This window comes from Chryseobacterium sp. GM_Chr_2, from assembly GCF_026540445.1.
Taxonomy (GTDB): domain Bacteria; phylum Bacteroidota; class Bacteroidia; order Flavobacteriales; family Weeksellaceae; genus Chryseobacterium.
This window is the reverse complement of sequence record NZ_JALNUD010000007.1, coordinates 58,408-78,244: the sequence shown is the minus strand read 5'-3', so window position 1 is coordinate 78,244 and position 19,837 is coordinate 58,408. Positions and strand designations below refer to the sequence as shown.

Annotated in this window: 15 protein-coding genes; 10 read left to right on the top strand and 5 right to left on the bottom strand. The window is 35.9% G+C overall.

All coding sequences use genetic code 11. The features are described 5' to 3' along the window. Nucleotides 1-10 precede the first annotated feature (10 nt). From OXQ85_RS12255 to OXQ85_RS12235, 5 genes are all read left to right on the top strand, one after another. A complete protein-coding gene (locus tag OXQ85_RS12255) occupies nucleotides 11-787 on the top strand; it encodes a hypothetical protein (RefSeq protein WP_267404942.1) in 777 nt (258 codons plus the stop codon). A gap of 244 nt (nucleotides 788-1,031) precedes the next feature. After that, on the top strand, nucleotides 1,032-2,162 hold the full coding sequence (hppD, locus tag OXQ85_RS12250) for a 4-hydroxyphenylpyruvate dioxygenase (protein ID WP_267404940.1): 1,131 nt from the start codon (nucleotides 1,032-1,034) through the stop codon (nucleotides 2,160-2,162). Nucleotides 2,163-2,233: 71 nt separating this feature from the next. Continuing rightward, the gene (locus OXQ85_RS12245; protein ID WP_267404938.1) at nucleotides 2,234-2,701 is read left to right on the top strand and encodes a hypothetical protein; all 468 of its coding nucleotides are present in this window, start codon (nucleotides 2,234-2,236) and stop codon (nucleotides 2,699-2,701) included. Between the two features lie 59 nt (nucleotides 2,702-2,760). Then, entirely contained in the window at nucleotides 2,761-4,008 is a 1,248-nt protein-coding gene (gene fahA, locus OXQ85_RS12240; RefSeq protein ID WP_267404936.1) for a fumarylacetoacetase, read from the top strand. A gap of 168 nt (nucleotides 4,009-4,176) precedes the next feature. After that, nucleotides 4,177-4,998: a flavin reductase family protein gene (locus tag OXQ85_RS12235; protein ID WP_267404935.1), complete on the top strand. Its 822-nt coding sequence runs from the start codon at nucleotides 4,177-4,179 to the stop codon at nucleotides 4,996-4,998. A gap of 95 nt (nucleotides 4,999-5,093) precedes the next feature. On the opposite strand, the gene OXQ85_RS12230 is transcribed toward OXQ85_RS12235, so the two are convergent. Further along, nucleotides 5,094-5,942 (bottom strand): alpha/beta fold hydrolase, encoded by an 849-nt coding sequence (locus OXQ85_RS12230; RefSeq protein ID WP_267404933.1) that lies wholly within the window; start codon nucleotides 5,940-5,942, stop codon nucleotides 5,094-5,096. A gap of 176 nt (nucleotides 5,943-6,118) precedes the next feature. Between OXQ85_RS12230 and OXQ85_RS12225 the strand changes: the two genes are divergently transcribed. The 4 genes from OXQ85_RS12225 to OXQ85_RS12210 all read left to right on the top strand — a co-directional run bounded on the left by OXQ85_RS12225 (nucleotide 6,119) and on the right by OXQ85_RS12210 (nucleotide 10,317). After that, complete coding sequence (locus OXQ85_RS12225) at nucleotides 6,119-6,892, top strand: HipA family kinase (RefSeq protein WP_267404931.1); 774 nt, start codon at nucleotides 6,119-6,121, stop codon at nucleotides 6,890-6,892. Next, nucleotides 6,879-7,262 (top strand): DUF3037 domain-containing protein, encoded by a 384-nt coding sequence (locus OXQ85_RS12220; RefSeq protein WP_267404929.1) that lies wholly within the window; start codon nucleotides 6,879-6,881, stop codon nucleotides 7,260-7,262. Before OXQ85_RS12225 ends, OXQ85_RS12220 begins: the two co-directional genes overlap by 14 nt. A gap of 21 nt (nucleotides 7,263-7,283) precedes the next feature. Beyond that, on the top strand, nucleotides 7,284-8,303 hold the full coding sequence (locus tag OXQ85_RS12215) for an alpha/beta hydrolase (protein WP_267404927.1): 1,020 nt from the start codon (nucleotides 7,284-7,286) through the stop codon (nucleotides 8,301-8,303). Between the two features lie 172 nt (nucleotides 8,304-8,475). Further along, a complete protein-coding gene (locus tag OXQ85_RS12210; protein WP_267404926.1) occupies nucleotides 8,476-10,317 on the top strand; it encodes a carbon starvation protein A in 1,842 nt (613 codons plus the stop codon). A gap of 115 nt (nucleotides 10,318-10,432) precedes the next feature. Here the strand turns inward: OXQ85_RS12210 and OXQ85_RS12205 are convergent, their stop codons facing one another. Then, a complete protein-coding gene (locus OXQ85_RS12205) occupies nucleotides 10,433-11,194 on the bottom strand; it encodes a phospholipase D family protein (protein WP_267404925.1) in 762 nt (253 codons plus the stop codon). Between the two features lie 167 nt (nucleotides 11,195-11,361). Further along, a complete protein-coding gene (locus OXQ85_RS12200; protein WP_267405083.1) occupies nucleotides 11,362-12,180 on the bottom strand; it encodes an alpha/beta hydrolase in 819 nt (272 codons plus the stop codon). 213 nt (nucleotides 12,181-12,393) lie between these two features. On the opposite strand from OXQ85_RS12200, the gene nagB reads away from it, so the two are divergent. Continuing rightward, nucleotides 12,394-14,313 carry a glucosamine-6-phosphate deaminase gene (gene nagB / locus OXQ85_RS12195; RefSeq protein WP_267404924.1) on the top strand — a complete coding sequence of 640 codons (1,920 nt, stop codon included), beginning with the start codon at nucleotides 12,394-12,396 and terminating at the stop codon, nucleotides 14,311-14,313. Nucleotides 14,314-14,436: 123 nt separating this feature from the next. Here the strand turns inward: nagB and OXQ85_RS12190 are convergent, their stop codons facing one another. Together OXQ85_RS12190 and OXQ85_RS12185 are read right to left on the bottom strand one after the other, a co-directional pair. Further along, nucleotides 14,437-17,196 (bottom strand): TonB-dependent receptor, encoded by a 2,760-nt coding sequence (locus tag OXQ85_RS12190; protein ID WP_267404923.1) that lies wholly within the window; start codon nucleotides 17,194-17,196, stop codon nucleotides 14,437-14,439. A 293-nt stretch (nucleotides 17,197-17,489) separates the two neighbouring features. Then, on the bottom strand, nucleotides 17,490-19,823 hold the full coding sequence (locus OXQ85_RS12185) for a UvrD-helicase domain-containing protein (RefSeq protein ID WP_267404921.1): 2,334 nt from the start codon (nucleotides 19,821-19,823) through the stop codon (nucleotides 17,490-17,492). Nucleotides 19,824-19,837 lie beyond the last annotated feature (14 nt).

The window sequence follows — 19,837 nt, the reverse complement described above, 5'->3', positions numbered from 1 at the left end:
AACACAGAAATTGAAGACGATATACAATTCGATAAGAGATGAAGTTATACAACATTCTAAAGTAAAAAATTCGGTTTTGGGAAGAGTAACAGAATGGAAAAGAAGCCATTATATTATTCTTTCAGAGATTATTAAGGATGAATTATCTAAAGCTGACGAGCTGAAGGGAGGAAAAAAATTTGAGATTGGAAGTACTATTTCTCACGTTACTTTACAACGATTTTTCGAGAACGATTATCAGGATAAAACCCACAACGATTTACGATTTTTAAAAACCTTAGATAAAATCTGTATTTTTTTAGGCTATAAAGACCTAAACTCTTACATACAATTTGTAAAAGAGAAAAAATTATTTAACGAGCAGGAAAATGATCAAAAATTTTATCAGATGGTTTACGATTATTGTGCTACCGTGTTTGAGTTTTATAAAGAATTTCCGAATCATAAAACTGGGATTTTTAAGAATTTAGTTTTTGATGAATCTCCATTTTTAGAGAGAGTTTCACAATTTAGTAAAGAGCTTTGTGAAAGAGATTTTCATTTGGTGACGAAAAATAACCGCTCTAATTATGAAGTTTTTGATCTTCATTTGGTAACCGATGAGCCGGATAAAAAAATCATAGAATCACAGGAATTCTGGAATTTATTGTTCAAAGTAGGTGAAAGTGACGAGGAACATTTTGTGAATCAATTAAACACTCAGATTTATTTCATCCGAAAAATAAATGGTGAATGGAAAATTTGGGACAATTACAACCCGGATGCGGGAAGATTAAATAAGAAATAAACCCAATATACAAAAGAAAGCCGCGGAAATTCTGCGGCTTTCTGGTTTCGAAATATTTTTTTTCTTGCGTTTTTAGTATTACAAAAGTATACATCTTAAGCATTCTACCATAAACTTAAGAATACTTAAATGAACTTTTCTTACTGCTTACTATTTAGCTTTACTAACGATTGTTTGTTTATATTTTTCGTATTTGCCGGAAATTTGTAATTTGCATCCTAGAATAAAAGTAAAAATAGAAAATATGTCAACACTTACATTTGCCGAAAAAATTGCTCAAGCAGAGAATTTTTTACCGATCAACGGTACAGATTATATTGAGTTTTATGTAGGAAATGCAAAACAGGCTGCTCATTATTACAAAACCGCTTTTGGTTTCCAATCTGTAGCTTATGCAGGGCCTGAAACGGGCGTTAGAGATCGTGCTTCTTATGTTCTTCAACAGGGAAAAATAAGATTGATCCTTACGACTGGTCTTAAATCTGATTCACCTATCAGCGAGCATGTAAAAAAACATGGTGATGGAGTGAAAATTTTGGCACTTTGGGTAGACGATGCGTATGCGGCTTTCGAAGAAACTACTAAAAGAGGCGGAAAACCTTATTTAGAGCCTGTAACACTTACTGATGAGCATGGTGAAGTAAAAATGTCTGGTATTTATACATACGGAGAAACCGTTCACATGTTTATCGAAAGAAAAAATTATAACGGTGCTTTCATGCCTGGTTATGAAAAATGGGAAAGCGATTACAAGCCTGAAGAAGCTGGTTTATTGTATGTTGACCACTGTGTAGGAAATGTAGACTGGGACAGAATGATCCCAACTGTTGAGTGGTACGAAAAAGTAATGGGATTTGTAAACATCCTATCTTTTGACGACAAACAGATCAACACAGAATATTCTGCTTTGATGTCTAAAGTAATGTCAAACGGAAACGGATATGCAAAATTCCCTATCAACGAGCCTGCAGAAGGTAAAAAGAAATCTCAGGTAGAAGAATATCTTGATTTCTACGAAGGCGAAGGTGTACAGCACATCGCAGTTGCTACAAAAGATATTATCCACACCGTAACTGAATTGAAAAAACGTGGTGTAGAATTCCTATCTGCTCCGCCGGAAGCTTATTATGACATGGTTCCTGAAAGAGTGGGCCATATTGACGAAGATCTTAAGAAACTTCAGGATTTAGGTATACTTATTGATCATGATGAGGAAGGATATTTGTTACAAATCTTTACAAAACCTGTAGAAGACCGCCCTACTCTATTCTTCGAAATCATTGAAAGACATGGAGCTCAGAGTTTTGGGGCAGGTAATTTCAAAGCATTGTTCGAAGCATTAGAAAGAGAGCAAGAGAGAAGAGGAAATCTTTAATTTAAATAAAAATAGTATGTTTTGTCAGGATGATGAGTCTTGACAAAACTTTTTGTATAAAACACAGAATTATGAGAAAATTTTTCGTTGGAATTTTATTTATTGGAGCTACTTTAGGTGTAAAAGCACAATATGGTACACTAGATCAAATTCTTACCAGACTTGAAGAAAGAAAAGGGGTAAATCAACATTTGGAAAATGTAAATATAGACAATAAAAAGTTTGTTTACATAAAAGATGAGGCAGACCATACGGAAAGAGATTTTATTATAATCAAAGGGAATAAAGCTACTTACGTTGAGGTTTTTGATGATAAAGCGACCGGAGAAAGCAGCTCGAATGTATTTTCCGGAGATATTGTAAGAAACAAGAAAAACATCATCTCTCTACGGGCAGATATGCTTGAAAATAAAAAGGTTCCTATTCCGGTTACCAAAACTTTGCTATTGACGCAGCAGGATGATATTTTATATCTGATTGACATCAATACCAGAGCCAGATGGATCGATGAAGCCTCTTATTCAAAGGTGAAAAAATAATCAAATTAAAATTCGGGAACTTAAAAAATCCTGAATTTCATCAATTAAATTCTAAACTTATGAAATCATTTGTAGAATATTCATCAAATTCAGACTTTTCAATACATAATATTCCGTTTGGAGTTGCAGTTTTCAACAAAGAATATATCGGATGTTGTACAAGAATCGGAGATCAGGTGATTGATCTTGCGACTTTGTTCGACCTTGGATATTTTGAAGAAATCGAAGGGCTTGACGATAATATCTTTGAAGCATATACCATCAACGAATTTATAGAACTGGGAAAACCGGTGACGAATGCTGTTCGTTTAAAAATTCAGGAATTATTGCAGGAAGGTTCCACATTGTCAAAAGACGAAAAAACCATCGAAGAAGCATTCTACGATTTGGATCAGGTAAAAATGATGATGCCCTTGCACATCCCGAATTATACCGATTTTTACAGCAGCATTGAGCACGCAACCAACGTTGGAAAAATGTTCAGAGATCCTGCCAATGCCTTATTACCAAACTGGAAACATCTTCCGGTAGGTTATCACGGAAGAGCTTCATCTATCGTAGTTTCGGGAACGGAAATCAACCGTCCAAAAGGTCAGATGAAACCTGCAGATGCTGACAAACCGGTTTTCGGACCATGTAAACAATTAGACTTCGAATTGGAAATGGCGTTCGTCATCAACAAAAACACGGAGATGGGCGAAAGCATTTCTACAAAAGATGCCGAAGACGCAATTTTCGGAATGGTTGTTTTCAACGACTGGTCGGCTAGAGATATCCAGTCTTGGGAATATGTTCCACTTGGACCATTTTTAGCTAAAAATTTCGGTTCTTCTATTTCTCCTTGGGTTGTTACCTTGGAAGCTTTAGAGCCATTCAAAACTACTTCTCCTACACAAGATCCTGAAGTTTTAGATTATCTGAAATTTGAAGGAGATAAAAATTACGACATCAATCTTGAAGTATATTTGCAACCTGAAAATGGTGAGCAAAATCTAATTTCTGAAAGTAATTACAAGCATATGTACTGGAATATGACACAGCAATTGGCGCATCATACTGTAAATGGTTGTAATGTAGAAGTTGGGGATTTATACGCTAGCGGAACGATTTCAGGAAGCGATCCAAAATCTTTCGGCTCTATGCTTGAGTTGACATGGAGAGGGCAAAATCCTATCCAATTAAGCAACGGACAGGAAAGAAAATTTATCGACGACAACGATACCGTAACCATGAAAGCTTGGGCTGAAAAAGACGGTGTGAGAGTAGGTTTTGGTGAAGTTTCAGGTAAAATTATTCCTACAAAATAATTACAATTTTAAACAAATCATAGAGATGCTTCGACTTCGCTCAGCATGACATCGATATAAATTAACTGCTAAAACATTACGTTTATCACAGTTAGTATTAGAAATGTCATGCTGGGTCTGTCGAAGCATTTTTTTAAATATATATACTTTTTTAGTATTAAATAAAACATGAAAACAGTAACCCCATCCGAAATAACTCCCGTACAACTTCAGCTTATCATGCAAACTGCCGTTTCACCACGTCCGATTGCATTGGCTTCAACGGTTGACAAAAATGGAACGATAAATTTATCTCCATTCAGTTTTTTCAATATGTTCAGTACGGTTCCTCCGATTTTGATTTTTTCACCTTCGAGAAGAGTTCGTGATAATACCACAAAACATACTTTAGAAAACGTTTTAGAAGTTCCGGAAGTAGTGATCGGAACTGTGAATTTCCCGATTGTACAACAGATTTCTTTAGCATCAACAGAATATGGAGACGGCGTAAATGAATTTATTAAGTCTGGTTTAACTATGAAAGACGCTGATTTCGTTCAGCCAAAATTAATTGAGGAATGTCCTGTAAATTTTGAATGTAAAGTTTTAGAAGTAAAACCTTTGGGAGATGAGGGCGGTGCCGGAAATTTAGTGATTTGTGAAGTTCAGAAAATCCACATTAGAGAAGAATATCTTAACGAACAGGAAAATCTGGATCAGGCAAAACTAGATATGGTGGCTCGTTTGGGAGGAAATTGGTATTCGAGAAATAATGAAGCAAATCTATTCGAAGTTCCGAAACCATTGGTAACCAAAGGTATCGGTTTCGATCTTCTTCCTGACGAAATTAAACTCAGTAAAATCTTTACAGGAAACGATTTGGGAATGTTAGCGAATGTTGAGGTTTTACCTTCCGGAGAATATCATTCAGACGAAAATATTCATCAGGATGCTCAAAAATTACTTCTAGAAAGCAGAATTGAAGAGGCTTGGAAAGTTTTAATTAAATAATTTATGGCGGGAAGTCAGGAGCGGGAAGATGGAAGTTTTAAAACTGTAAAAAATAGCCAGTATAATTTAAACCTCCAGCTTCCATCCTCCAGCCATTACTCATTCACAATTTTTTCATTGATAAATTCCACACATTTATCAACAACTTCATTCAGATCTTTCGGCATTTCATTCTCTTCCCAAGGTTCTTTAGCTCCAAAAGTATGATTGGCATTTTCAATGAGATACAATTCAGAATTTGGGTTTAAAATATGAAGATGTTCGGCATTTTTTACACTTACCGATTCATCATTTGTCCCGTGAATAATTAAAACGTGAGCTTTTGCCATTTCCGTGGCTCTTTCAACATCAAAACGATGCTCATCTTTTTCAAAATCTTGATAAAACTGATAATAATGAGGCATTTCCTGCTTCGTCCTTCCATTCACCACATAATAAACACCTGCTTCTTTCCATTTTTCAAAAGCTTCATTTTTTGGAAAACGTTCTAAAGTATCGACACTTGCCAAGGTAATCAATCCATTAATTCTTTCATCCTCATACGTTTTAATAATAGAAATCCCTCCTCCCCGACTGTGACCAATCAAAATTATTTTCTGATCATCAACTTTTTCATCAGCGACAAAATAATCTATCACAGCGCCTAAATCTGACAATTCTTTAGAGTAATTATTATTTCCGAAAGCTTCAAGATCAGCAAAATTGTGAGGATCTTCAATCGTTGTTCCGTTGTGGGAAAAATTAAATGTAACAAAGAAAAATCCGGCTTCTGCAAAATTTTCTGCCATTAAGTCCCAAGCTCCCCAATCTTTATAGCCTTTGTAACCATGTACAAAAATGACTAGCGGTAATTTTTCATTGGTTCCCGGATAATAAGCATCTGCAAGGAAATCTCTTGTTTCAGGGTTGGAAATGATGATATTTTCTCTTTTTATGATCTGCATATCTTTTTGTTTTGTTGATTTTTTATCTCTCGCAGATTACGCAGATCTTTTTAATGCATAAACATCTGCGTAATCCGCTAAATCTGCGAGATGAATTAATTCAATTAAATTTTATTTTAAACTTAAAAATAGCATAAATAGAAATAAACACAAAGGAAAAACCTTACTTTTGCATCATGTTGGATTTAAGAACGGTAACCGTCATGCGTTACATTCTGCCGCTTCGTGAAGGAGGTTCGCTTCCCGCTTTGGCAGAGGCTGATGATGATTTTAAATATGTTTTGAAATTCCGTGGCGCAGGTCATGGAGTGAAAATGTTGATTTCCGAATTATTAGGTGGAAAAATCACTGAATTATTAGGATTAAAAATTCCGGAACTGGTTTTCATCAATCTTGATGTCGATTTCGGAAGAACGGAAGCAGATGAAGAAATTCAGGATCTGTTGAAAAATTCTGAAGGTTTAAATCTAGGACTGCACTATCTTTCAGAAGCAATCACGTATGATCCGAGCGTGCAGGTTGATCCTCTTCTTGCCTCAAAAATCGTTTGGCTGGATGCCTTTATCACCAATATCGACCGTACTTTCAGGAATACGAATATGTTGATGTGGCACAAAGAATTGTGGGTTATCGACAATGGTGCGTCTTTCTATTTTCACCATTCATGGCAGAATTTTGATACGGCGGCAAAAACGCCTTTTAAATATGTAAAAGATCACGTACTCCTTCCAAAAGCTTCAAAGTTGGACGAAGCAAACAAATTTGCTAAAGAAGTATTGAATGAAAAAGTTTTCAGAGAAATTGTTGATATGATTCCTGAAGATTGGTTGCATTGGAACGACGCGGAAGAATCGCCGGAGGAAATCCGTGACATCTATTTCAACTTTTTGAAAACCAGATTAGAACATTCTGAAATCTTTTTAAACGAAGCCAAAAATGCAAGAGGATAAAATTTACGAATATGCGGTAATCCGCTTGGTTCCGAAGGTTGAGAGAGAAGAATTTTTCAACATCGGATTGGTGATGTTTTCTAAAAGAGAGAAGTTTATTAAGGTGGAATTTTATTTATGTCCTGATAAATTTAAACTGATGCACAGCAAACTGGATTACGATGATGTGATTCAAAATCTGGAAAGCTTCAAAAAAATTGCAGAAGGAAAAAAAGATGGCGGTCCAATCGCACAGCTCGAAATTCCTGAACGTTTTCGTTGGCTGACGGCAGTTCGAAGTGCTGTTGTGCAGACTTCCAGACCTCATCCTGGAAAATCCAAAGATCTTGAAAAGACGTTTGGTAAACTTTTTGAGGAGTTAGTAAAATAATACTCTTCAAAATAATATTCTATGAAATCATTCAATCACAATATAATTTACAGGTTTTCTTTAAACCTGTTTTTTGTTTTATGCATCACCTTATTCAATGCTGCCTATTCTCAACCGCCACTTGAGCCGCCAGCTTCTCCAAGCGTTCTCCTGCCTGAAAAAACAGACTTTCAGAAAGATATTCCTTATAAAAATGATGATTCAGGAAAACCTTTACTTTTAGATATTTATAAGCCTAAAAATTCGACATTAGAAAAACTTCCGGTGGTGGTATATGTACACGGTGGTGCATGGGCAAAAGGTGATAAAACAGTAAGAGCCGAAAGCTATATTGAAAGTTTTATTTTAAAATTAATAGAAAAAAACTATGCAGTTATAAGCATTGACAATACGTTGGTGAATGAAACCGTGCATTTTCCTTTACCGATTCAGGATACGAAAGATGCCGTAAGATGGGTAAGGAAAAATGCTGAAAAATATCACTTTGATGATAACAATATTGGTTTTTACGGGGCTTCCTCAGGTGCCCATTTATCGATGTTATCAGCTTATACAAACGATAACGAATATGTTGGAAGTCCTGAACTTTCTTCTTATTCCGGAAAGGTGAATTATGTGGTCAGTAATTTTGGTCCGACCGATTTAAACAAACTTTTACATACCCGATTAGGCAAAATTCCTGTGACGATTGTGGGTTGGTTTTTTAAGCCTATTGTGGAAATCAGACAAAAATTGGTCATGGGAATTTCAGGATACGATATTCAAACCGAAAAAAGAAAAGCCATAGACTATCTCGAAACAGTATCTCCTATAAATGATGTTGAAAATGCCGTTCCAACCTTTATTCTTCATGGGAATAAAGATCGTGTGGCGCCGATAAATCAATCAAAAAAATTGGTTCGAAAACTTAAAAAACAAAATATTGAAACTTCTTTAGTTGTTGTAAAAGACGGAATTCACGGTTTTGGAACTACAGATAAAATATACATGGATCAGCTGAATGATCAAATGGTTAATTTCATTATTTCTCATACTAAATAGAATATTTTACAATTTATTAAACATTATTTTAAAACCATCAATACAAATTTGCTAAATTAATATACATATCATTATTTTTATATCTAAATTAATTAACTTGGCTTTTGTTTAGATTATTTAAATCAAAACAAATAAAAAATTTAATTATTTACTTATAAAAAACTTAACTGATATGGATTTCCTAAATAACATCAACGCACTTACTCTGGTATTTGTTTCAGTGCTTATCTTCGCCATTGCTTATCGTTTCTACGGAATTTTCATGGCAAATAAAGTATTAAAACTAAATGACAGCCATACCACTCCCGCGGTAGAATTCGCTGACGGAAAAGATTATGTGGCGACTAATAAAAATGTACTCTTTGGGCATCACTTTGCAGCTATTGCGGCGGCAGGACCTTTGGTCGGACCGGTTTTAGCAGCCCAATTCGGTTATCTTCCGGGAGCTTTATGGATTTTAATAGGCTGCGTTTTGGGAGGCGGTGTGCATGATATGGTTGTTCTCTTCGCTTCGGTTCGTCATAAAGGACAAAGTCTAGCAACCATTGCTTCCAAAGAAATCGGGAAAACAACAGGAACCGTAGCTGGTTTTGCCATTTTATTTATCCTCATTCTTACACTTGCCGGATTGTCTCTTGCTTGCATTAATGCGATGCACGAGGCTTCTTGGTCATTATTTACCGTTGTGATTACAATGCCGATTGCCATTATTATGGGACTGATCATGCGTTACAGAAAAAATTCAGTGACTTTTGCGAGTATTTTGGGCGGAATTCTATTAATCGCAGGAATTATCGGCGGACATAATCTGATGCAGAATGAAACCATGAACAATCTGTTTTCGTGGGATATTACAACGATTTCCATTGCCATTCCTTTGTATGGATTTTTGGCTTCAGTTTTACCGGTTTGGTTGCTTTTGGTACCGAGAGATTATCTTTCAACTTATTTAAAAATCGGAACTATTATTATGTTGGCGATTGGAGTTATCGTGATTCATCCAACCGTTCAAATGCCGGCTTTAACACAATTTGTAAATGGTGGCGGTCCCGTAATCGGCGGTCCCGTTTTACCTTTTATATTTATTGTAATTGCCTGTGGAGCGATTTCTGGATTTCATGCGGTTATTGCGACGGGTACCACTCCAAAAATGCTGAACAGAGAAAGAGAAATTCTTTTTGTGGGCTATGGAGCGATGCTGGTAGAAGGTTTTGTAGCTTTGATGGCCTTGATTGCGGCTTGTACCTTAATGCCAGGCGATTATTTTGCCATCAATACACCAAAAGATTCGTATGATGCTTTTCTTGCAGCTCATCCATCCTTACATGGTGTTGATATCGATTATTTTTCTCAAAAGATAGGAATTGACCTTCACGGAAGAACAGGAGGAGCCGTTTCCTTAGCTGTGGGGATGGCTCATATTTTCAATAAAATCCCTTACATGGATCAGTTGATGGCCTATTGGTATAACTTCGCCATTATGTTTGAAGCGGTGTTTATTCTGACTGCGATTGATGCAGGAACGAGAGTTGGAAGATTTTTCCTTCAGGAAATGTTAGGTTCTGTCATTCCGAAATTCAATGATAAAAACTGGATGCCTGGAATTATCCTCAGCAGTCTCCTTTTCACTTTTGCCTGGGGATATTTGGTTTTTACAGGAAATGTAAGCAGCATCTGGCCATTATTCGGAATTAGTAATCAACTGTTGGCAGCGTGCGGACTGATTGTCTGTACCACCATGCTGATTCGTTTGAATAGAGGAAAATACGCCTTATGTTCAGCCATTCCAGGGATTTTTATGGCAATCATTACTTTTTGGGCAGGTTATATTCAGGTGACTACGATTTACATTCCGAAAGAACAATATTTATTGGCAATATTAGCCGTTGTTGCAATGGTATTAATGTTGATCGTCTTCATCGGAGCTTTTCGAAAATGGTATCAGCTTTTAAAAATTGATAAAACAGAGATTGATTTCTACGGAGAATCGGTGAAAGAACTTGTAGAGAGATAATTTTAAAGTGAATAGTGAATCTGCTTCGCAGTCAATTGTGAATTTTTTTAATTAAAATTATTCTTAATCCTATAAAATTCACTGCGAAGCAAATTGACCATTCACCACTCACCTTTTAGTTCATAGGCTCCTCGTACAGCTGGCTTCCCCAAAACTGAATATCTCTTTCCGGTAAATTGGAATGGAAATAAATCTCTTTCATTTCTTCAATGATTTTCGCCACAGCCTCCGGATCAGTAGTCCGGATTCTTGTTTCGTGATTATCTTTTACACCACTTCCGGTAAAATTGAGTGAGCCGAGATACGCAACTTCATCATCAATAATATATATTTTACTGTGAATAAAAGTTTTATTGGAAGAATTGCTGCTATTGGGTGAAACAAAAACCTTGAAAGGAAAAAGCTGTTTATACGTATAATGATACACTTTTGTTCTCCTGATTTTTTTAACGACAGAATCTCTAATCAGAAATAGTAAAATAACAACTGCAAAACCATAAGCGAACTTAAAATTGTTTAAAAGATACATCAACGGCAGCAAAACTACGCCTAAACCAATCATGGCAAAAAGCAATGTTCCGGATAAACTTTTAAGATTGTCTCTTGTTTCTTTTGCTTTCTCATCGGTATGTCTGTGTTGAATGATTAACTTATGAATATTCTTGTCATGCCCATAAAAATCTTCGATTTCATCGCTGGTGATAAGCCTGATTTTAATTCCTCTTGAATGAAGATGAATCAGTTCTTTAATTAAAAAAGGAGAAAGATAAGGCGAAACAATTTTCACATTTTTTTGTGCATTTCTGATGTCTTGCATCATTTTCCCACCAGCACCTTTTCCTATATAAATATCGCAAACCGCATTGTTGTAAAACATACCCATCGTTCGAAATCAATTTTATTTTCACACCAAAGAAATAAAAATAAAAAAACTTTGCAAAATTATTGGGCTGGAAGTTAGAAGAGGGAAGCTGGAGGTTTAAAAATGATATGCACATTTTTTGACATCAAACTTCCTTCTTCCAACCTCCAGCAATTCAACATTTACTTTTTCAGCTTCTCTATTCTTTTGATTTCGTTGAGTAATAATGGAAATGCAGGATGCGCCATTCCACCGTGATCGAAGCCCTGAAGTTCATATAAGGTCGTTTCTTTATGACCTTTCAGTTTCATCATTCGTGCCATGTAAGCGTTTTCTTCGTATCTCCCCAACAATTCTTTTTCGCGATCGCCTGTGATTAACAATAAAGGTGGGGCATCGGCTCTGATAAAATGAAGCGGTGCAAAATCATCAATTCTCGCATCCAATTCATCAATTCCTTTTTCTTTTCTTGCTGTAAAATGTGAAATCATTTGTCCGCTGAAAGGAATAATTCCAGCCAATTTATTTGCATCAATTCCGTACTTTTCTAAATACATTTTGTTCAAACCAACCATTATTGCCAAATATCCTCCCGCCGAATGTCCGGAAATAAAGATCTTATTTTCGTCACCTCCATAATTTTTAATATTCTTAAAAACCCAAGCTGAAGCAGCGGCTGCATCTTCAATATATTTCGGAGCATTTACTTTGGGAGAAAGTCTGTAATTTACGCCAATAACAGCAACTCCTTTATTCTTTAATTCTTCTGGAATTTCTTTTTGTCCGCCTGTTAATCCTCCGCCATGAAACCAAATTACAGTCGGGAAGTTTTTAATATTTTTCGGAATGTAGATATCTAAAATACATCGTTCATTAATGTAAGCATCCGATTTATTGGTTTGTTCATCATAGTAATGAATATTATTCTCTAAACGATATTCCTGAGAAAATATAGGAATAGAAAATATAGTTACAATGAAAATAATCAAAATTTTACGCATCATAAAAACTTTTTAAAGCCTAAATATACGAATTTCACATTGTCTCAATTTGAGAAATAATTAAATTTTATCTAAATCAGAATTTGAATTATTTAATTTTTTAATGAAATCAAATACTTCACCAATAATTATTAATTTAAATTAAAATACATCAATTAATTATTTAATATTCAACCATATCTATTTATATTTACACAATAAAACATAAACACAATGATAAAACTCAATTTACTTGAAGAGACTCGCTTTGAAAAACTTCCGGTGAGCGTTTTCGAAACTAATAAAATCGCATCCATTACTATTGCGCACAGAATTGCATCCATTATCCAAAAAAAACAATCTGAAAATACTTTTGCCGTCTTAGGATTAGCAACCGGGGCAACACCTGTTTTGGTTTATGCAGAATTAGTAAGACTCCATAAAGAAGAAGGTTTAAGTTTTAAGAATGTAATTACCTTTAATCTGGATGAATATTACCCCATGCAGCCGAATGCAGTTCAAAGTTATGTCACTTTTATGAACGAAAACCTTTTCAATCATATTGATATTGAAAGAGAAAATATTCATATTCCAGACGGCACCTTAACATTAGAAGAAATTCCATCTTTTTGCCTTGAATACGAAAAGAAAATTGAACGTTTAGGCGGTTTGGATATTCAGATTTTAGGAATCGGAAGAACAGGACATATCGGTTTTAATGAACCGGGGTCTGCGCCCAATTCAGGAACGCGATTAGTAACGTTGGATGATCTGACAATAAGAGATGCCGCGAAAGATTTCGGTGGAAAAAGCTTTGTTCCCACAAAAGCAATTACGATGGGAATCGGAACTATTTTTAAGGCTAAAGAAATTATTCTCATGGCCTGGAGCCGTAAAAAAGCTTCCATCATCAAAAAAGCGGTAGAAGGCAATATTTCGGGAGAAGTTCCTGCAACGTATCTTCAACTTTCCAATAATGTAGAATTTATTTTGGATCAGGATGCCGCTTCGGAGCTTACACGATTTGATACCCCCTGGCTGGTAAAAGATTGTATCTGGACGGATGATCTGATTCACAAAGCGGTTATTTGGTTAGCCAATACATTAGATAAACCTGTTTTAAAACTGACCGAAGACGATTACAATAACAATGGAATGGCGCAGTTGGCAACAGAAAAAGGCCCTGTTTATAATATTAATATTCAAATTTTTAATAAACTTCAACATACCATTACCGGTTGGCCCGGCGGAAAACCGAACGCCGATGATTCTCAACGACCGGAAAGAGCTGAACCTGCGAAGAAAAGGGTGATTATATTTTCACCTCATCCCGATGATGATGTAATTTCAATGGGAGGAACGTTCATTAGATTGGTTGATCAGAAACATGATGTGCACGTAGCATATCAAACATCAGGAAATACTGCAGTTTGGGATGATGATGTTCTTCGTTTTGTTGAATTCAATATCGATTTCACTGAAAAAATGGGAATTGATAATGCTAAACTGAAAACGCTTTATCAGGATATGCGGACTTTTTTCAGTAAAAAGCAACCCAATGAAACAGATACTCCCGAAATTCAAACTATTAAAGGATTAATTCGGAAAGGAGAAGCTATTGCCGGAGCGAGATATTGCGGTTTGGATGATGAACACATTCATTTTCAGTCGTTACCGTTTTATGAAATTCGGAAATATCAAAAAAATTCAGATACTCAGAAAGACGTTGAATTAACGATAGATTTGATGAAGAAAATTAAACCTCATCAGGTTTTTGCGGCAGGAGATTTTGAAGATCCACACGGAACGCATCTGGTTTGTTTTAATATTATTCTGGAAGCGTTAAAAGAATTACGAAAAACCGAAGACTGGGCAAAAGATTGCTGGTTGTGGATGTATCGCGGCGCATGGCATGAATTTGAAACTCATGAAATTGAAATGGCGGTTCCGATAAGTCCACAAGAATTGGAACGTAAAAAACAGGCCATTTTTAAACATCAAAGTCAGAAAGATAAAGCCGTTTTTCCGGGAGATGATTCCAGAGAATTTTGGCAGCGCGCTGAAGACAGGAATCGTGAGACAGCGAAAGCTTATGATAAACTTGGTCTGGCAGAATATGAAGCAATGGAAGCCTTTGTACGTTGGAAGTTTTAATGATGACTGTATAACAATTTTTAATTTTTTAGCCTGTTTCTTTTTTTGGAAGCAGGCTTTTTTATAAAACAAAACGGATTCAAATTTATTTGAATCCGTTCCGAAGAAATTTTTAAAACATGTTTAAAAATTAAAGTTCAGTCTTGAAAAGACATATCTTCCGTTTTGTCCAAACTGCGATGTAGAACGCGAATAGATAAACTGATCGTTATTTGTAGAAGCCGGTAAATTTTTCGTTGGATAAATATCAAAAAGATTATTAACCCCAAGCGTAAGACCAACATTTTTTGTAAACTGATAGGCTACGGAAACATCAGTAATGATTTTTGCAGTAATCTGCTGATGCTCATTAGCTCCGATAATTCCATCGCCATTGGCATCGATGATATCCGCTCCAGTTACTTTTCCAAAGTAGGTATTTCTAAGATAAAAAGTTGCACCTCTCCAAGCTAGATTATGAGATAAACTCGCTTTTACACGCGGAACCGCTTCTTCCAGATACACTCTTGATTTTTCAGAGAAATAGGTATTTTGCAATCCTGCATTTCTCAATTTATCAGTTGCCATTATTTCGCCAACTTTTCTTGTCTGATTAAGATTTAATCCAAAATCATTGGTTAGTTTAAATTCACCTGTTCTGAAATTATGGCTAATCACAATATCTAAACCTTTAGTCTCCGTATTAATTGAGTTTGAGAAAAATTGAGCTGCATTTACTTCAGCCTCATCAAAACTCTCTTGTATTGGCGCCAGGTTGGGATTTGCTTCAACCTGTACATCTGTAGGTCTTGTAAATTGATCTGTTAGTACCACTCTATTATCAATTCTGATGAAGTAAGCATCCGCAGTAATATTCAAATTTAATGATGGTATTTTATAGGTAAATCCTGCACTCACAGATTTTGATGTTTCCTGTTTTAATTTAGGAATTCCCAATAATCCGGCAATTTTTGAATCATTACTAAAAGTTCCTACTTCCAATAACTGATTATTGGTAAATAACGTGGAAGTTACATTATAATAAATCTGGTGAATAGAAGGTGCTCTGAAACCTGTAGAACCTGCAAATCTAAAGTTCAAATTATCAGCTAGTTTAATTCTCGAAGCTAATTTATAATTAAATGTAGACCCGAAATCCGAATAATTTTCATATCTAGCCGCAGCGTCTACCAATAACCAATCCGTAAAATTAAATTCTACATCTGCATATGCTGCAACAGATTGTCTGTTTCTATTCACTGCATTTTCAGGTCTGAAACCTGCAAAAACCTGCGAACTTCCTGGTCTTACGTTTCCGAAAAAGTCGGTTGGCCTCATAGAAATACCATCCCAAACATTTCCATTTACATCATAAGTTGTATATGAAGCTTCTTCACCTGGGGTGATCTTGAAATTTTCATAACGATGTTCTGCCCCGAATGCCACATTAATTCCATTCCAGACATCATATTTTCTAGAAAAATCTAAATTAATTGTATTCTGAGAAAATCTTAAACCACCAGCTTTAAATTCGTTAGCCGAAGCAAAAAGTAAAGACGTATTTCCTGTATTTCCTATGGTGTAATCAAAAGAGTTTTGTCCGAAAGTATTACTAAAATCGATATTCCATCCCAGCCAGTTTCCTTTAATTCCGGTTGAAAGTGACAAATCCTGAATATCTGTTTCTATTTGTGGCAAATATCCATTGATGTATTGGCCCGTAAATGTTCGGGCTTCATTTGGCCTTCTGTAAAACCCTCCAGAAGTTCCGTGTCGGAAGCTATATCCTCCAAAAGTATACACTTTCCAATCATCATTAATAGGAATTTCTATATTGGCAAAAAGCTGATGGTTATTCAATTTAGACTGCCCAACCTGCATGTTGAAGTCTTTTCTTGACAATCCTCTTGCATCTAATTCCTGATTTGTTACGTCTTCTTTTAAGATTCCCTGTAAAGCAGAAATAGTATTTGCTCCCTGAATTTGATTTTGAAAATTTTGTGAAAAATAATTTACACCTTGAGCATATTGATGAATATAATTCACCAACTGCGTCTCATTAGGAGTTGAACCAATATTTGTATATAATGAAGAAAGGTTTACACCATCGTTCAATGCACGTTGCTCAATAGCATTATAGGCATTAAATAATTTTCCGCTTTCTGTTCCTGCTCTATAGGTTGGATTTCTGAATTGAGACGTCCAGGTAATATTATAAAAACCACCTTTTTTCCCAATTTTATTTCCGTAATTTAAATCAACCTGAATATTTTGCCCGTCAAAATCTCCCGTGTGATCATTCGCTGTCGGCGTAAGATTTCCACCATAAGAAACCTGTCCTGCCAGTTTTCCGGTGTCTCTTTTCAATTCTAAATTGATCACCCCGGCGATCGCATCAGAACCATATTGTGCAGAGGCTCCATCTCTTAAAACTTCGATTCTGTTCAGTGCAAAAGAAGGAATCGCATTCAAATCTGTTCCTACCGTTCCTCTTCCCGGTGAACCGTTTACATTCACTAATGCCGAAGTATGACGTCTTTTACCATTCACCAAAACCAAAACCTGATCCGGCCCCAAACCTCTTAGCTGGGCAGGATCCAAATGATCCGTACCGTCTGCATTGGTTTGAATGGTTGAAGTAAACGAAGGCGCTACCGCATTTAAAATTTGAGAAATATTGGTTTGAGGTAAAACTACCGAAGATTCTTTAAGATTGAAAACATCCACAGGAACCGGACTGTCTGTCTTAGACCTTGCCCCGCCTCGTGAACCTAAAATTACCACTTCTTCTACATTGGCCGTCTTCACCGTATCTTTTTGCACAGGTTCTTTTTCCTGAGCATAGGCATAAGTTCCTAAGAAAAATAAGACTGAAGCCGAAAAAACTGTCTTTCTATTGAGCATACATTTTCCAGTTAAATTAATTGATTTGTATTTTTTTAAGTGGACAAATGTAAAGCATATTTACAAGTCTACAAAATTAATAGACTAATAAATTATAAAAAGTGTTAATAGTTTAATTCTATTTTTAAGAAAAATTTAGCGGTTAGAAGCTAGGGGTCGGAAGATGGAGGTATGTAAGAGCATAAAAATCAAAATTTTCTTTGTCTTTAAATTTTATCATCATATAGTAAATGAAGAACTCAATGAACTTCTAGCCTCCCTCTTCCGTCTTCCAGCCAAACCCCAAACTCATGTTAAATTTTGGTAAGTTTCGCGAATTTTAAGATCAGATTTTTTTCGCCTTCATGCTGGAAAAAAACTTTAGCCTTAATATTCTGAGGATCTGTTCCGTCTAGGAAAGTGACTTCACCAATCCCGAATCTGTCATGGCGTACTCTGTCTCCAACAATAATATCCTGCGAAGAAGCTCCGCTTGGATTGATAATTTTTGCGGTTCCGACGGGTTTTAATTTTCTAGGTTCTGCAATCGGTTTAGAGTTTTCACCTCTTTCAATGGTCTTCTTTTCTACTTTTTTGAAGCTTCTCATTTCGGAAGGATGCTCATCGAAAATATTAGACTTCACTCCGGAATTGTTAATGAAACGCTTCTCGATTGCCGGATTTACAAATTCGATATATTGTTCATCAATTTCACTTAAAAATCGTGAAGGTTCAGCATCGGTAATTTTTCCCCACTGAAAACGGGAAACGGCATACGAAAAGAAAACCTGCTTTTCAGCTCTCGTTAAAGCCACATAAAACAGACGTCTTTCTTCTTCCAAATCTTCTCTGGTTGTGGAACTCATGAAACTCGGGAAAAGATTTTCTTCCAAACCAACCAGATTCACAACCGGAAATTCCAAACCTTTTGAAAGGTGAATCGTCATCAAAGAAACCATATCATCTTCATCATCTTTCTTCTGAGTATCTGCAGAAAGTGCGATGTTTTCAAGGAAATTCGGTAAGCTTGGATCTCCGTCCTCCAGCTGCATCTGTTCTTCGATGAACCCCTGCATCGAGTTCATCAATTCCTGAACGTTTTCAACACGGGAAATACCTTCCGGCGTCTGGTCGTCTTTTAAAAATTTGATTAAACCACTTCGCTTTGCCACTTCCATCGCTACATTATAAGCCGTTTCAGTTTTTAATAATACCTGAAATGCTTTAATCATCGACCAGAAATCATTCAATTTATTTAAAACTCCATTATTGAAACCTAATTGTGGAGCATAAATCGGAAGGCTATCCAATACTTTAGAAACAGGAAGATTTTGAGAATCTGCAAAAACAATCAGTTTATTCTGCGTTGTCTCTCCAATTCCTCTTGTCGGATAGTTGATGATTCTCATTAATGCTTCAGAATCATTTTCATTTACCAAAAGACGTAAATATCCGATTAAATCTTTAACCTCCTTTCTTTGGTAAAAAGATAAACCTCCATACACTTTGTACGGAATATTTTTACGTCTCAACGCATCTTCAAAAGCACGAGTCTGAGAGTTTGTTCTGTATAAAATTGCAAAATCGCTGTACTTTCTCTGCTCACGATTTCTGATTTCCCAAATATTTCCGGCAACGAAATTGGCTTCATCTGCATCAGACATTGAGCGATATACCTTTATCTTTTCGCCTTCTTCATTTTCACTGAAAACATTTTTCTTAAACTGCTGAAGGTTTTTGGCGATTACTACATTGGCTGCGTTTACGATATTCTGTGTAGAACGATAATTTTGCTCCAAAGAAACCGTAACAGCATCAGGATAATCTTTTTTAAAGTTGAGGATATTATAAATATTTGCGCCACGGAAAGAGTAAATGGACTGTGCATCATCTCCTACCACACAAATATTTTCGAATTTTGAAGCTAATGCTTTTACAATTAAATACTGCGAGTGGTTCGTATCCTGGTACTCATCTACCAAAATATATCTGAATCTGTCCTGATATTTGGCTAAAACTTCCGGAAAACGCGTCAGTAATTCATTGGTTTTTAACAAAAGATCATCAAAATCCATGGAACCGTTTTTGAAACATTGCTCAACATATTTTTGATAAATCTGCCCGATGAATTTCATGTTGGCTTTTTCATCAGCTTCCATTAATTCGGGATTGTTGTAATACGCTTTTACCGTGATCAGATTATTTTTATAAGTCGAAATTCTTGCCTGAACTTTTTTAGGTTTATACAAATCAGCATCAATATTCATGTCTTTCAACACTTTTTTGATGACATTCAAAGCATCCTGCTGATCGTAAATGGTAAAATTGGAAGGATAGCCTAAATAATGCGCCTCACTTCTCAGAATTCTTGCAAAAACGGAGTGAAAAGTTCCCATCCAAAGGCTTCTCGCATTGCTTTGCCCTACGACTTTGGCAATACGTTCCTTCATTTCTTTTGCCGCCTTATTGGTAAAGGTAAGTGCCAGAATATTGAAAGGATCGATCCCGTTTGTAATTAAATGAGCAATACGCATTGTTAAAACACGCGTTTTCCCAGAACCGGCTCCCGCAAGCACCATCAATGGTCCCTGTAATGTGGTAACGGCTTCAAATTGTGATTCATTCAGTCCTTTCAAGTAATCCTCCATGCTGCAAAAAAATT

What these genes read in the sequence shown, in the direction of transcription:
- fahA (WP_267404936.1), top strand. Translation starts at nt 2,761, where the DNA reads ATGAAATCATTTGTAGAATATTCATCAAATTCAGACTTTTCAATACAT.
- OXQ85_RS12205 (WP_267404925.1), bottom strand. Translation starts at nt 11,194, where the DNA reads ATGTTTTACAACAATGCGGTTTGCGATATTTATATAGGAAAAGGTGCT.
- OXQ85_RS12230 (WP_267404933.1), bottom strand. Translation starts at nt 5,942, where the DNA reads ATGCAGATCATAAAAAGAGAAAATATCATCATTTCCAACCCTGAAACA.
- OXQ85_RS12225 (WP_267404931.1), top strand. Translation starts at nt 6,119, where the DNA reads ATGTTGGATTTAAGAACGGTAACCGTCATGCGTTACATTCTGCCGCTT.
- OXQ85_RS12185 (WP_267404921.1), bottom strand. Translation starts at nt 19,823, where the DNA reads ATGGAGGATTACTTGAAAGGACTGAATGAATCACAATTTGAAGCCGTT.
- OXQ85_RS12200 (WP_267405083.1), bottom strand. Translation starts at nt 12,180, where the DNA reads ATGCGTAAAATTTTGATTATTTTCATTGTAACTATATTTTCTATTCCT.
- OXQ85_RS12210 (WP_267404926.1), top strand. Translation starts at nt 8,476, where the DNA reads ATGGATTTCCTAAATAACATCAACGCACTTACTCTGGTATTTGTTTCA.
- OXQ85_RS12235 (WP_267404935.1), top strand. Translation starts at nt 4,177, where the DNA reads ATGAAAACAGTAACCCCATCCGAAATAACTCCCGTACAACTTCAGCTT.
- OXQ85_RS12245 (WP_267404938.1), top strand. Translation starts at nt 2,234, where the DNA reads ATGAGAAAATTTTTCGTTGGAATTTTATTTATTGGAGCTACTTTAGGT.
- hppD (WP_267404940.1), top strand. Translation starts at nt 1,032, where the DNA reads ATGTCAACACTTACATTTGCCGAAAAAATTGCTCAAGCAGAGAATTTT.
- nagB (WP_267404924.1), top strand. Translation starts at nt 12,394, where the DNA reads ATGATAAAACTCAATTTACTTGAAGAGACTCGCTTTGAAAAACTTCCG.
- OXQ85_RS12190 (WP_267404923.1), bottom strand. Translation starts at nt 17,196, where the DNA reads ATGCTCAATAGAAAGACAGTTTTTTCGGCTTCAGTCTTATTTTTCTTA.
- OXQ85_RS12220 (WP_267404929.1), top strand. Translation starts at nt 6,879, where the DNA reads ATGCAAGAGGATAAAATTTACGAATATGCGGTAATCCGCTTGGTTCCG.
- OXQ85_RS12215 (WP_267404927.1), top strand. Translation starts at nt 7,284, where the DNA reads ATGAAATCATTCAATCACAATATAATTTACAGGTTTTCTTTAAACCTG.